This is a genomic window from Lachnoclostridium phytofermentans, from assembly GCF_000733755.1.
Classification (GTDB): Bacteria; Bacillota; Clostridia; order Lachnospirales; family Lachnospiraceae; genus Lachnoclostridium; species Lachnoclostridium phytofermentans_A.
In genome coordinates, this window is the sequence record NZ_JPOF01000003.1 from 215,736 (window position 1) to 228,603 (window position 12,868).

Annotated in this window: 11 protein-coding genes; 1 reads left to right on the forward strand and 10 read right to left on the reverse strand. The window is 36.3% G+C overall.

What is annotated here, in order from left to right:
- Nucleotides 1-167: 167 nt before the first annotated feature.
- Nucleotides 168-617, forward strand: a complete 450-nt coding sequence (locus CC92_RS0106405; protein ID WP_029503789.1) for a YaiI/YqxD family protein — start codon at nucleotides 168-170, stop codon at nucleotides 615-617.
- 51 nt (nucleotides 618-668) lie between these two features.
- Here CC92_RS0106405 and CC92_RS0106410 read toward each other — a convergent pair whose 3' ends face one another.
- The 10 genes from CC92_RS0106410 to CC92_RS0106455 all read right to left on the reverse strand — a co-directional run bounded on the left by CC92_RS0106410 (nucleotide 669) and on the right by CC92_RS0106455 (nucleotide 12,625).
- On the reverse strand, nucleotides 669-932 hold the full coding sequence (locus CC92_RS0106410; RefSeq protein ID WP_155998400.1) for a hypothetical protein: 264 nt from the start codon (nucleotides 930-932) through the stop codon (nucleotides 669-671).
- A gap of 143 nt (nucleotides 933-1,075) precedes the next feature.
- Nucleotides 1,076-2,509, reverse strand: a complete 1,434-nt coding sequence (purB, locus tag CC92_RS0106415; protein WP_029503786.1) for an adenylosuccinate lyase — start codon at nucleotides 2,507-2,509, stop codon at nucleotides 1,076-1,078.
- Between the two features lie 169 nt (nucleotides 2,510-2,678).
- Entirely contained in the window at nucleotides 2,679-4,115 is a 1,437-nt protein-coding gene (gene purF, locus CC92_RS0106420) for an amidophosphoribosyltransferase (protein WP_029503784.1), read from the reverse strand.
- Nucleotides 4,116-4,222: 107 nt separating this feature from the next.
- Complete coding sequence (gene purC, locus CC92_RS0106425; RefSeq protein ID WP_029503782.1) at nucleotides 4,223-4,930, reverse strand: phosphoribosylaminoimidazolesuccinocarboxamide synthase; 708 nt, start codon at nucleotides 4,928-4,930, stop codon at nucleotides 4,223-4,225.
- 275 nt (nucleotides 4,931-5,205) lie between these two features.
- Nucleotides 5,206-5,799 carry a DUF1653 domain-containing protein gene (locus CC92_RS0106430; protein WP_081842032.1) on the reverse strand — a complete coding sequence of 198 codons (594 nt, stop codon included), beginning with the start codon at nucleotides 5,797-5,799 and terminating at the stop codon, nucleotides 5,206-5,208.
- Between the two features lie 112 nt (nucleotides 5,800-5,911).
- Nucleotides 5,912-6,895: a hypothetical protein gene (locus tag CC92_RS0106435; protein WP_029503778.1), complete on the reverse strand. Its 984-nt coding sequence runs from the start codon at nucleotides 6,893-6,895 to the stop codon at nucleotides 5,912-5,914.
- Nucleotides 6,888-7,421 carry an anaerobic ribonucleoside-triphosphate reductase activating protein gene (gene nrdG, locus CC92_RS0106440; protein WP_029503776.1) on the reverse strand — a complete coding sequence of 178 codons (534 nt, stop codon included), beginning with the start codon at nucleotides 7,419-7,421 and terminating at the stop codon, nucleotides 6,888-6,890. Before nrdG ends, CC92_RS0106435 begins: the two co-directional genes overlap by 8 nt.
- 260 nt (nucleotides 7,422-7,681) lie before the next feature.
- On the reverse strand, nucleotides 7,682-9,808 hold the full coding sequence (gene nrdD / locus CC92_RS0106445) for an anaerobic ribonucleoside-triphosphate reductase (RefSeq protein WP_029503774.1): 2,127 nt from the start codon (nucleotides 9,806-9,808) through the stop codon (nucleotides 7,682-7,684).
- A gap of 305 nt (nucleotides 9,809-10,113) precedes the next feature.
- The gene (gene nspC / locus CC92_RS0106450; RefSeq protein WP_029503773.1) at nucleotides 10,114-11,253 is read right to left on the reverse strand and encodes a carboxynorspermidine decarboxylase; all 1,140 of its coding nucleotides are present in this window, start codon (nucleotides 11,251-11,253) and stop codon (nucleotides 10,114-10,116) included.
- Nucleotides 11,254-11,425: 172 nt separating this feature from the next.
- On the reverse strand, nucleotides 11,426-12,625 hold the full coding sequence (locus CC92_RS0106455) for a saccharopine dehydrogenase family protein (protein ID WP_029503772.1): 1,200 nt from the start codon (nucleotides 12,623-12,625) through the stop codon (nucleotides 11,426-11,428).
- Nucleotides 12,626-12,868 lie beyond the last annotated feature (243 nt).

Sequence of the window (12,868 nt, forward strand, 5' to 3'; positions counted from 1 at the left end):
TTATATTTGTCTAAATAAAATTATTACTCATGTTGTCTACTCAATCTTAGTATATTATACTATAACGAGAGAAAGGTTAAAAGGATATTTAATTTTTCACTACTATAAAACATTTATGTAGAAGCTTTAGACTATAATATAATAAAGAAAGCGAATTAGGAGGTGCTATGAAAATTGTAGTGGATGCAGACGCATGCCCAGTGAAGGGAATTATTGAACGAATCGCAAAGATCCATCAAATCGAAGTTATCATGTTTATTGATACTAGTCATGAACTATACTCAGACTATAGTAAAGTAATTACCGTGAGTAAAGCACCCGATGCAGTTGATTTTGCACTTCTAAATCAAACCAATCCTAACGATATCGTAATTACACAGGATTATGGAGTGGCAGCAATGGCACTTGGTAAGAAAGCAAAAGCATTGCATCCAAGCGGAAAGATATTTACCAACGATAACATTAATCAAATGCTATTTGAACGTCATATCGCAAAAGAGCAACGTCGTCATGGGAAGCAAAACTCCCGATGCAAATATAATAAAAAACGGACTGCCCAAGATGACATCCGTTTTGAATCTTCTTTAAATGATTTGTTAAAGTCTTTTCCAAACTGACCGCAGGAATGGTTCCCCACAACCTTCCTGCTAATCAGTGCTTCACGTTTCCTATGTAGCACTACAAGTGCTAACAAATCTTATCCTTCTAGAAAATAACTCCTCCTCGAAATGTTGAATATAACGTTGCCAAATATCGTAATTTGGATGCTTGGGATACTTCGCTGAAAACTGAGCCAACATATCGAGGCAGCGTTCGATATAAGCATTACCAACCTTAGATATTACTACATAATCCCCATTGAGTGTCTGCCACCGTGAATAGTCCTGCACTTCTTCTTGTAGTGCATCATTTGTAAAAATCTTAATATACATCAAAAAATCACCACCCAATAGCCTATTATATGCAGCTACTGGGTGGATCATGTTAAATTCTTTCTCTTGAATATAAAATTAGGTAATTTTGCACAACTTAAAATGCAATTAATCAATTCATTTCACTATAATGCTTGATAGATTTATACGTTAATTTCAGCCTTTAACCCAAGTAACTCTTTATTCTCTTCAAGGATAGGTCGAAGTACTAACTCAATAAATTCTTCGGTTTGCTCTTTGGCTCTTCCGGTATAGCGTGATGGTTCCATTACCTTTTTCAAGTCCTCTAAGGTCATATTAAAGGCAGGATCTGCTGCAATTAATTCTAAGAGGTTATTCTCTAATCCAAGCTCTTTTACATTACGACCAGCTTCCATGCTAAGAGTACGGATCTTTTCATGGAGTTCTTGACGGTCGCCACCAGCTTTCACAGCATCCATCATAATGTTTTCAGTCGCCATAAATGGAAGTTCTGACATTAGGCGTTTTTCAATTACCTTTGGATAAACTACTAAGCCATCTACGACATTCATATATAAGTCAAGGATACCATCGATTGCAAGGAATGCTTCTGGTACACTAAGACGTTTATTTGCAGAGTCATCTAAGGTTCTTTCAAACCACTGTGTAGCCGATGTAATTGCTGGATTTAAGGCATCAACCATGACATAACGAGCCAGGGAGGCGATACGCTCACTTCTCATAGGATTTCTTTTATATGCCATTGCGGAGGAACCAATCTGATTTTTTTCAAATGGCTCTTCAATTTCTTTTAAATGCTGAAGTAAACGGATATCATTGCTAAATTTATGAGCACTTGCTGCAATTCCTGCAAGTACATTTAAAACTCTCGTATCTACCTTTCTGGAATATGTCTGACCAGAAACTGCAAAACAATCCTCAAATCCCATCTTCTTTGCAATCAGCGCATCTAACTTCTTTATCTTCTCATGATCACCATCAAATAATTCTAAAAAGCTTGCCTGAGTGCCTGTGGTTCCTTTTGAACCAAGTAATTTCATGCAAGATAAGGTATGCTCGAGATCTTCTAAATCAAGTACCAATTCCTGTAACCATAGAGTTGCTCTTTTACCTACAGTTGTTGGCTGTGCTGGTTGAAAATGGGTAAATGCAAGTGTTGGGAGATCACGATATTCCATAGCAAATTTCGATAGTTCTTCCATAACACAAACTAGCTTCTTCTTAACCAGTTTTAAACCTTCTGTCATAACAATAATATCCGTATTATCACCAACATAACAGGAAGTAGCTCCAAGGTGAATGATTCCTTTTGCAGTTGGGCATTGAACACCATACGCATATACGTGTGACATTACGTCATGGCGAACCAAACGTTCTCTTTCTTTCGCCACCTCATAATTAATGTCGTCTTGATGCGCTTTTAATTCTTCTACTTGTTCTTTGGTCACTGGTAAACCAAGCTCATGCTCAGCTTCTGCTAATGCAATCCAAAGTTTTCTCCAAGTACGAAATTTCATGTCTGGTGAAAAGATGTATTGCATCTCCTTGCTTGCATATCGTTCTGACAACGGACTTACATAGTTATCTTGACTCATTGTAAACCAACCTTTCCTATCTCTTGTTTTCATTTATTATTCATACTATAGTTCCTACAACAGACTGTTCTAAGGTAATGCTTTTAGTGTAGTACTTTTTTTAGTTCTACAATTGTTTTAGGTAATGCTTTTGTTTTCATTTGTTACCATTAAAACACAAGCAGACTCTTTAAGCATCGTATTCTCCACGGATATCTTCCGTCGGAGGATCGATAGGATAACGCCCAGTAAAACATGCATCACAATATCCTAAATCACCCTCAATTAATTCACTAAGGCGATTCACAGACAGATATCCTAAAGAATCGGCACCAATAATCTTACAAATCTGTTCTACGGTATTATTATGTGCAATTAATTGATCATCCGATGGTACATCGGTACCAAAATAACATGGATATAAAAATGGCGGAGAGCTTATTCTAACATGAACTTCCTTTGCTCCTGCTGCTTTTAACATACCGACAATCCTTGCACAAGTAGTACCTCTAACAATTGAATCATCTATCATGACTACTCTTTTCCCTTTTACTGCTTCTTGTAGCACATTTAATTTAATTCTAACGCTGGACTCACGAATCGCTTGCTTAGGCTTAATAAAGGTTCGTCCGACATAACTATTCTTCACAAATGCCATGCCATATGGAATCCCTGTCTCCATAGCAAATCCCATCGCCGCTGCGTTTCCTGAATCCGGAACACCAACTACCAAATCTGCCTCCGCAGGATGCTCCTGAGCTAAGATACGTCCTGCCATAATTCTACTGTTATAAACACTAACTTGATCAATCTTACTATCTGGTCTTGCAAAATAAATATATTCAAAGATACACTTTGCCTTCTTTGTTTGGCACATAGAGGTATCTGATAATATTCCTTCTTTCGTAATGGTTACAATCTCACCTGGTAAAACATCCCGAATAAATGTTGCATTCACAGCATCAAGAGCACAACTTTCACTCGCAAGAATATACGTATTTTCTCTTTTTCCAATACAAAGAGGTCGAAAACCAAACGGATCTCTTGCCCCTATTAACTTACGTGGGCTCATAACAATCAAGGAATAGGAACCTTTTATCTTCAGCATTGCATTCTTCACAGCACCTTCTACATTTGCTGTCTTTAATCGCTCTCTTGCAATATGATATGCAATAACTTCAGAATCAATCGTTGTTTGAAAAATTGCTCCGGTATATTCTAATTCTTTTCTTAACTCAGGCGCATTCACAATATTCCCATTATGAGCAAGTGCAAGAGTACCTTTTACATAGTTTAATACAAGCGGCTGAGTATTTGCAATATTACTTGCTCCCGCAGTAGAATACCGAACATGCCCCACACCAATATCCCCGCGAAGTGACTCTAAACCTTCTGGCGTAAAAACTTCATTCACCAGTCCCATTCCCTTCATCGAGGAAACTCTACCCTTAGGTCCTAGTGTATCACTAACCGCAATACCACAGCTCTCCTGTCCACGATGTTGTAATGCGAAAAGGCCGTAATAAATCGAACCTGCTACGTCTCCACCATCCAAATCATAGACGCCAAAAACACCGCATTCTTCATGGATTTCCTCTGAGATCAATTCATTGATTCTTTCTGCCATCGCCTTTTCCTTTCTAATGCTAAACTGCTTTCATTGCTGTGAAAATGAGTAACAAAAGGGGATGTCGCATGTTTTTGCGTCAACCCCTTTTACATCATTGTAAAATATTATTCAATTCCAAGTCTTTTAAATACTTCCTGATAAGCGTCCTCAACATTACCAAGGTCTCTACGGAAACGATCCTTATCTAATTTCTCACGGGTCTTAATGTCCCATAAGCGGCAAGTATCTGGAGAAATCTCATCGGCAAGAATGATCTGATCATGATATCTACCAAATTCAATCTTAAAATCAATTAGCTCTATACCAATGCTTTCAAAATACTTTATCATTACTTCATTTACTTTATATGCATACTTAGAAATCGTATCAATCTCTTCCTGAGTAGCAAGACCAAGTGCTCTTGCATAAGATGAATTAATCATTGGATCTCCAAGTGCATCGTCTTTATATGAAAATTCCAAGGTAGGACATAATAACTTCTTGCCTTCTTCCATTCCTAACTTCTTCGCAAAACTTCCTGCGGATACATTACGAATAATAACTTCAAGTGGAACAATCTGAACTTTCTTTACGGCGGTCTCTCTATCACTTAACTCTTCAATATAATGAGTTGGCACGCCTTCTTTTTCTAACTGCTTCATTATGTAGTTAGACATTCTGTTATTAATCACGCCTTTTCCTACAATAGTTCCTCTCTTCTCACCGTTGAATGCGGTTGCATCATCTTTGTAATCTACGATCAATACATCCTCAACGTCGGTTTTGTACACTTTCTTGGCTTTACCTTCATAAAGTTGTTCTAACTTTGTCATGTTAATTATCCTCCTTGTGCAAACACCTTACCCTGCGTTTTAAGCAACCACTTTTTCGCTGTTGCAATTTTAATTATATCGTAGCAACAAAATAAGGCAAGGGCTTTTTCTTACTTTAAGGCTCTAGCGTAAAATTTCGGTTAAATGTACAAAAAGACAGTAGTTTTTTTGATAGTTTCTGTATAATAATTATTGCTTTTTTTCTAGTAAAATCAATGCTTATAAGCGTTATTAATGTCATTTATCATCGGTATTAATAGACTGATTTTTTGACTTTATCTTAGACGTCGATTTTCATATTTTGCCATCATTTGAAGTTTGTTTTTGACGATATCAACACGCTCTTCAATCGTACCTTCAAAAACTGGCAAATCGAGGGCAATTTCGATATTTCCCATCGTACGCTCATCGATATTTTTTCTTATACTATATAAAATTTCAAGTTTCTCCTCGCAATCTTTGGCATCAAGAAATGACATAAGATCAAGATTTGCTTCCGGATGCACTTCATACTTTGAAGAATTATCTGTTGTTCCTGATGGTTCTTTCTTAACTTTATCTATCAAACACTCATTCTTAGCTAACTGTTCCGTTGATAAGTCCTTATTTTGAGTGTCAAACTTTGCCTTCGCCATGCTATTTGAATCTGCATTCTTATTCTGTACGGCTTCCCTATTAAGATCCTCTCTTAACTTATGGGTAAATCGATATTGCCTCGTCACATTCGGATATTTTTCATGATCCACCTCACTAAGAAACATAGAAAGAGGTCTAGCATATGTCTTAAAATCACCATAAAGAGCTTGATAAATCACAAGCTCTTCTCCTGTTTCGGAGTGCTTTGCAACAGTAATGATCTGATATAGCATGCCCTTAAAATGTTGATATAGTTGCCCTGGTTGCGGTATATTTCGATCCAAAATGATTCATCCTCCCTTTTATTAATCCACCTAAAAATCCTTATCTTTATCGCTTATCTACCTATTTCCTAGCAGACAGATAATACTCTGCATATTCTTTTGTAATAAGTCTTGCATTTACCATCTGTTTGATATACAGATGAAATTCATCATTACTTATCTTAGCTTCTGTGAGCTTCTGTAGTAACTTTTTGATTCTTCCTTTAAATTCAGAAACCGTAATAACGCCATCCCTTAACATGATACTAAGCAAGTATGCTGCCTCAAAATATGGATTATGCATTTCGGGATCAGCGAATCTTCCCTCATAACTTAAATCAAGTTTTAACATATCCATTACGGTTCTAACAGAAGTGTTGGTTACTTTGATGTCTGGTGCCAGAACATATAAATTCTTTCGATATCCCTTTCTCCCATCTTTTGAATCCTCGTAAAGAGTTGGTAGATAGGAGGAAAAAACAATATGAAGAAACGATGGCTTTTGAAACCCCTCATAGTCAAGTAGTGGATTTGCTACCGCTCCCTTCTCATAGGTTATTTTTGAAACCTTTGACAAAGGAATCGTTACCTTTCTCGTCTCTTCTTCAAATAATAAGAGATTTAAATATCCTTGATCCGCCCAAATATAAGCAGGACATTGTCTGATTTTTTCACTTTGACACAGATCAATCATAATTGGTTTATGATCTTTGTTTACCTTATATTTTATGAAGATTCCTTTTACAGTCTCTTCATCATATTTTTCATAGATGTTTTCTTCTATGGATTCTTCCTCTTTTTGCTCTGTTGATGGGTTATCACTTAGCGCAAGTTCTGCGCGAGTTTTTTTCATGATTTGCTTCCCGGTTTTTTGAAACGAAAGTGAAGTAATAAAAAGAAACGCAACAAGAAAGCAAAATATCGCACTCATCCCCCATAACGGCGATTTTTTTGCTATCGTAAATCCGATACTAATGCTACCGAATACTAATAAGAATATAGTCGCAAGAATATAACTCTTTGTCTTTTTATTACCGTACCGTAATCCGTTCCAAATTTTATTCATTCGAAGCTCCATCCCATAAAATAATATTTTCTGACCGAAGCGATTCTTTCACCGATATAACTCGTTGATTCTCTGAACCTCGGAAACGAAGATTGATATTTTTCTTTTCTTCGATAAATTTTCCATCCACTAATACATCCAGATAAGATATTAACTCTTTGGTTTCCTGATGCTCCATGGCCATCTTACCTAATATATCGACATCAAACAGATATCCACTATAGCACCAGATATTCTTCGCAGGATATGCTTCCTTTACTCTACGTAATAGTGGCAGTAGCCCAAGCTGATTCTTAAATTCCAACGGCTCTCCACCAAGTAAAGATAATCCAGCGATATAATCCGGCTTTAATAAAGTAAGGATATGTTCGATAGTCTCTTCCGTGAATGGCTCGCCATAATGAAAATCCCAAGCAACTTCATTAAAACAACCTTTGCAGTGATGGGTACAACCACTTACAAACAAAGATACTCTTACTCCAGGACCATTAGCCACATCAAATGGCTTAATTGTTGCATAATTCATGATGTCACCTACCCCAAATTTTATTTCAGATTTACAGTGCTATCAATGCACTCTCTTTATAATAAGTATTAAAATCATATTGTGCTTACATTTAAGTTCATATTGTACTTGCAATTAAAATCGTATTGTACTTACCGATTATGGTGCAAAAGACTCACCTTTTTTGTATTATGATATAGGAAACGTCCCCAACATACTAAAGTAGTTGGCGACGTTTCCATGTTAATCCTATTCTATCATACTTTTTTCAATACTGCACTTTAAATATGCAGAACTCTTGCATTAATCTCTTTTGTTTTTCCTTTATTCCAGAAATTTTCACCTAAATATCCACAGGTTCTACGGGTTACATTCATCTTTGCATGGTCTTTGTTTCCGCAATTTGGACACTCCCATTCAAAGTCTTCATTAATTTTAATCTCTCCGTCAAAACCGCAGATATGACAATAATCAGATTTCGTATTAAATTCCGCATATTGAATATTATCATAGATAAATTTCACTATTTCTTCTAACGCTTCTAGGTTGTGGCGCATATTTGGTATTTCAACATAAGAAATTGCACCGCCGCTAGAGATGACCTGGAATTGGCTCTCAAAATTGAATTTGCTAAATGCATCAATATTTTCACGTACATCCACATGATAGGAATTTGTATAATAACCTTTGTCGGTAATGTCCTTGATCTCCCCAAAACGCTCTTTGTCAATTCTTGCAAAGCGATAGCAAAGAGATTCCGCAGGTGTTCCATATAATCCAAATCCGATTCCAGTTTCTCTCTTCCAAGTTTCAGTAGCTTCACGAAGGCGATTCATAACACGAAGAGCAAATTCGGTTCCTTCCTTCTGTGTATGGCTAACCCCTTTCATAAGCTTTGTCACTTCATACAAACCAATGTATCCGAGAGAAATCGTAGAATAACCATTGTGTAATAACTTATCGATGGTCTCTCCCTTTTTCAGTCTTGCTATTGCGCCGTATTGCCAATGGATAGGGCTAACATCAGATATTGTTCCTTCAAGGGCTCTATGTCTACACATAAGTGCTTCAAAACAAAGTGCTAGACGCTCCTCTAAAAGTTGCCAGAAACTTTCCTCATCCCCATCTGCAATAATACCAATTTGAGGAAGATTTAAGCTGACAACACCTTGATTAAAGCGACCTTCAAATTTATAATCCCCATTTTCATCCTTCCATGGAGATAGAAAACTACGACATCCCATACAAGAAAATACATTACCCTCGTAGTTCTCACGCATTTTCTTAGCAGAAATATAGTCTGGGTAAAGACGTTTTGCAGAACACTGAACTGCCAACTTTGTAATATAGTCGTATTTACCACCCTTTAGGCAGTTATGTTCATCCAGTACGTAGATCAACTTTGGAAATGCTGGAGTAATGTAAACTCCCTTCTCATTCTTAATTCCTTCCAAACGCTGACGAAGGATTTCTTCTATAATCATTGCGTTTTCTTCGATGTACTCATCATCCTTATCAAGATTTAAGAATAGGGTAACAAACGGAGACTGACCATTTGTTGTCATCAAAGTATTTATTTGATACTGAATTGTCTGAACTCCGGAGCGAAGTTCATCTTGTACTCTTTCCTGTACAAATTTCTTAATTACTTCTTCGCTAGCTTCTCCATTAAATAAAGATTCATAGCGTTTTCTATATTTATTCATACTGTAACGAAGATACTTTCCAAGATGGCGAATGTCAACAGATTGTCCACCATATTGGCTACTTGCAACAGCAGAAATAATCTGAGTCATAACGGTACATGCAACCTGAAAGCTCTTCGGGCTTTCAATTAATTTTGCATTCATTACGGTACCATTTTCAAGCATATCCTTAATATTAATCAAACAACAGTTAAATATGGACTGAAGGAAATAATCTGCATCATGAAAATGTAGGATTCCTTCCTCATGAGCTTTTGAAATCTTTTCTGGTAATAATAATCGTTTTGTTAAGTCCTTAGACACCTCACCTGCAATTAAGTCACGTTGTGTAGATGCAATGACAGCATTTTTATTTGAGTTTTCCTCCATAACATCCTGGTTACTATGTCTGATTAAACTCATAATTGACTCATCTGTTGTATTGGCTTTTCTAACTAATTCTCTGCGATAACGATAGATAATGTAGGTTTTGGCTAATGCGAACTTACGCTCTGCCATTAACTTTTGCTCAATGATGTCTTGAATTTCCTCTACATACATCGTATCTTTCTTTAGATTCTCGATGCCTGCAATAATTGCTTCAATTTTAGCCTCAGTAACTTGCTCTCTATGTTCTACCTCATCGTTTGCCTTACGAATCGCAACTAATATTTTATTTCTGTCATAATCCGTTACCCTACCATCACGCTTAATTACCTTCATATAACCTATCCTTTCTTGATTCCAAATTTTTTTCATTGGTATATCCCCAAAATGATGCCCCTTACTTTCCCAATCAGGGCGTAAGAGGCGATTATAATTAAATTATGCTTGTTTCCATGAATAGCCAAAGAAATTGTTAACTTTGACCATATAATTATTATAGCATAGTCAAAAGGATAAGTCTACTACATATTGTTTCTTTTTCACTTTTCAATTACTAGATATAGTGGTTTTAAATTTTCAATCTATTCTGAATTATTCATAGGATGCAGATAGTTTTCTGTTTTTAAGTGACCTAAGTCCTATTAAGATAGCCTCATTTTAAAGTCTTCATAGCCAAATTGTTTGACAATTACGACCCCTTCTTTTTCTGTATAAGCAATAATCGACGGAAGATTTATTCCATTAAAGGTATTATTTTTCACCATACTATAATGAGACATATCACAGAAAACTAAAATATCCCCCTCTTTTAATGGCTCATCAAAAGAGTACTCTCCCACTATATCACCCGCCAGACAGGTAGGTCCTCCAAGGAGATAAGTAAAGGTCTTTTCCCCTGCCTTACCTGCTCCAATAATTTCAGGTCGATAAGGCATCTCTAGAACATCCGGCATATGACAAGCTGCAGAGGTATCTAAGATAGCACATTCGCCATTAGCACCACAAACATCTAATACCTTCGCTACCAAATATCCCGTATTTAAACCAATAGCTTCTCCTGGTTCTAAATAAACTTCCACCCCGTAGGTCTCTTTGATATGAAGAATAGCAGAAATTAATCCTTCCATATCATAATCTACTCTTGTGATATGATGCCCGCCACCAAAATTTAGCCACTTCATTTTTTTTAGTAGGAAGCCAAACTTTTCTTCTATCACCTTTAAGGTACGAACTAACACATCTGAATTTTGCTCACACATGGTGTGAAAATGTAATCCTTCTAACCCTTCCAAGTCCTCTTCTTTTATATTATCTAAGATAGTCCCTAGTCTTGAACCCTTTGCACATGGATTATATAATTCTACTTCAATTTCTGAATACTGAGGATTTATTCTCAGACCACAACTTATTTTTTTCTCTGAACTTTGTATTATTTCCTTATACTTAAGCCATTGTTTTGGCGTATTGAATACCATATGATCACAAAGGGAGATGATTTCTTCTATCTCAGATTCTTGATAAGCTGGATTAAAAATATGTACTTCTCCGCCCATCTCTTCATTTCCAAGTTTTGCTTCAAATAAGGAACTCGCTGTAGTACCTGCTAAGTAAGATCCTATTAATGGATAATAATAAAACATAGAAAATGCCTTCTGAGCCAATAAAATCTTGCAGCCAGTTCGGTCCATAACACTCTTTAATAAGGATAAATTTCGTTTTAATAACCGTTCTTCAATAACATACGAGGGGGTTGGTATTTGAGTAAAGTCAATCTGTTTCATAGGTTCTCCTTTTCATACTCAATTATAGTAGAAGATTCTTATTGTATAGAATCTAAGGAAATAGTTTTCATGACACACATTTGAAAGATTCCTTCTTATAGTAATACAAAACAACTGATGTCTAAAAAAGCTGCTGCAAAAGTAATACGATTTTGCAACAGCTCTACTGCCTTTAATCTACCAATACAGGATTAAAATTTTCTTTCCATGGAAGTCCGAAACGAGTTAACTCCTCCATAAACGGATCTGGATTAAATTCTTCTACATTGAATACACCTGGTTTCTTCCACTTTCCTGTAAGAACCATCGCTGCACCAATCATCGCAGGAACCCCAGTCGTATAAGAAATTGCCTGGGATCCCACCTCTTTGTAGCATTCCTGATGGTCACATACATTATATACATAATAAGTAACTTCTTTCCCATTCTTTACGCCCTTATAAATACAACCTATATTGGTTTTACCAACCGTACGAGGTCCTAGCGTTGCTGGATCAGGTAATACTGCTTTTAAGAATTGAAGCGGCACAATTTGTTTGCCTTCAAACTCGATTGGCTCAATCGAAGTCATACCTACATTCTCAAGACATTTTAGATGTCTTAAATAACTCTCTCCGAATGTCATAAAGAAACGGATACGCTTAATTCCCTTGATATTAATTGCCAATGATTCTAATTCTTCATGATGTAGTAGATACATATCTTTTTGTCCTACTTCTGCAAAATTATAAACTTTCTTGATTTCCATTGGCTCTGTTTCTATAAAGTCACCATTCTCCCAATAGCTACCCTTTGCAGAAACCTCACGAATATTGATCTCAGGATTAAAGTTCGTAGCAAATGGATAACCATGATCACCCCCATTACAGTCTAGGATATCGATCTCATGAATTTCGTCAAAATAGTGCTTCATTGCATAAGCAGAGAAAACTCCCGTTACACCTGGATCAAATCCACATCCAAGAACCGCTGTGATTCCCGCTTTTTCAAAACGATCACGATACTCCCACTGCCACTTATACTCAAATTTTGCGGTATCTAGTGGTTCGTAATTTGCGGTATCTAGATAATCTGTCTTTGTCTCAAGACACGCATCCATAATTGTTAAATCCTGATATGGTAGTGCAACATTAATCACAATATCCGGTTTGTATTCCTTAATTAATGCGACAAGCTCAGGTACATTATCTGCATCTACCTGTGCAGTAGTAATCTTCGTTTTGCCACCATCTAACTTCTCTTTTAGGGCATCAGATTTTGATTTTGTTCTGCTGGCAATACAGATCTCTGTAAACACATCAGAATTTTGACAACACTTGTGTACAACTACACTTGCAACGCCTCCGGCGCCAATTATTAATGCTCTACTCATTATGCTTCTCCTTCAGTTCTGTTATATAAACGTAAAATCCCTTTTATTTTCTTATACTTTTATAGTTAATTCACTTATACTTTATTCCCTTATATCTTAATAACTTATACTTTATTTCCTTATATCTTAATAACTTATACCTTATTTCCTAATCTTAAGATAGTTACTACGTTTTTTATGAAAGTGAACTGCTATTCCAACTTTTCACAAACTTTGCTTTTCTTTATTTATAAGATTCACCCG

Excerpts from the sequence above, each read along its gene's own strand:
- CC92_RS0106405 (WP_029503789.1), top strand. The coding sequence starts at position 168 with ATGAAAATTGTAGTGGATGCAGACGCATGCCCAGTGAAGGGAATTATT.
- CC92_RS0106410 (WP_155998400.1), bottom strand. The coding sequence starts at position 932 with ATGTATATTAAGATTTTTACAAATGATGCACTACAAGAAGAAGTGCAG.
- purB (WP_029503786.1), bottom strand. The coding sequence starts at position 2,509 with ATGAGTCAAGATAACTATGTAAGTCCGTTGTCAGAACGATATGCAAGC.
- purF (WP_029503784.1), bottom strand. The coding sequence starts at position 4,115 with ATGGCAGAAAGAATCAATGAATTGATCTCAGAGGAAATCCATGAAGAA.
- purC (WP_029503782.1), bottom strand. The coding sequence starts at position 4,930 with ATGACAAAGTTAGAACAACTTTATGAAGGTAAAGCCAAGAAAGTGTAC.
- CC92_RS0106430 (WP_081842032.1), bottom strand. The coding sequence starts at position 5,799 with ATGCTATATCAGATCATTACTGTTGCAAAGCACTCCGAAACAGGAGAA.
- CC92_RS0106435 (WP_029503778.1), bottom strand. The coding sequence starts at position 6,895 with ATGAATAAAATTTGGAACGGATTACGGTACGGTAATAAAAAGACAAAG.
- nrdG (WP_029503776.1), bottom strand. The coding sequence starts at position 7,421 with ATGAATTATGCAACAATTAAGCCATTTGATGTGGCTAATGGTCCTGGA.
- nrdD (WP_029503774.1), bottom strand. The coding sequence starts at position 9,808 with ATGAAGGTAATTAAGCGTGATGGTAGGGTAACGGATTATGACAGAAAT.
- nspC (WP_029503773.1), bottom strand. The coding sequence starts at position 11,253 with ATGAAACAGATTGACTTTACTCAAATACCAACCCCCTCGTATGTTATT.
- CC92_RS0106455 (WP_029503772.1), bottom strand. The coding sequence starts at position 12,625 with ATGAGTAGAGCATTAATAATTGGCGCCGGAGGCGTTGCAAGTGTAGTT.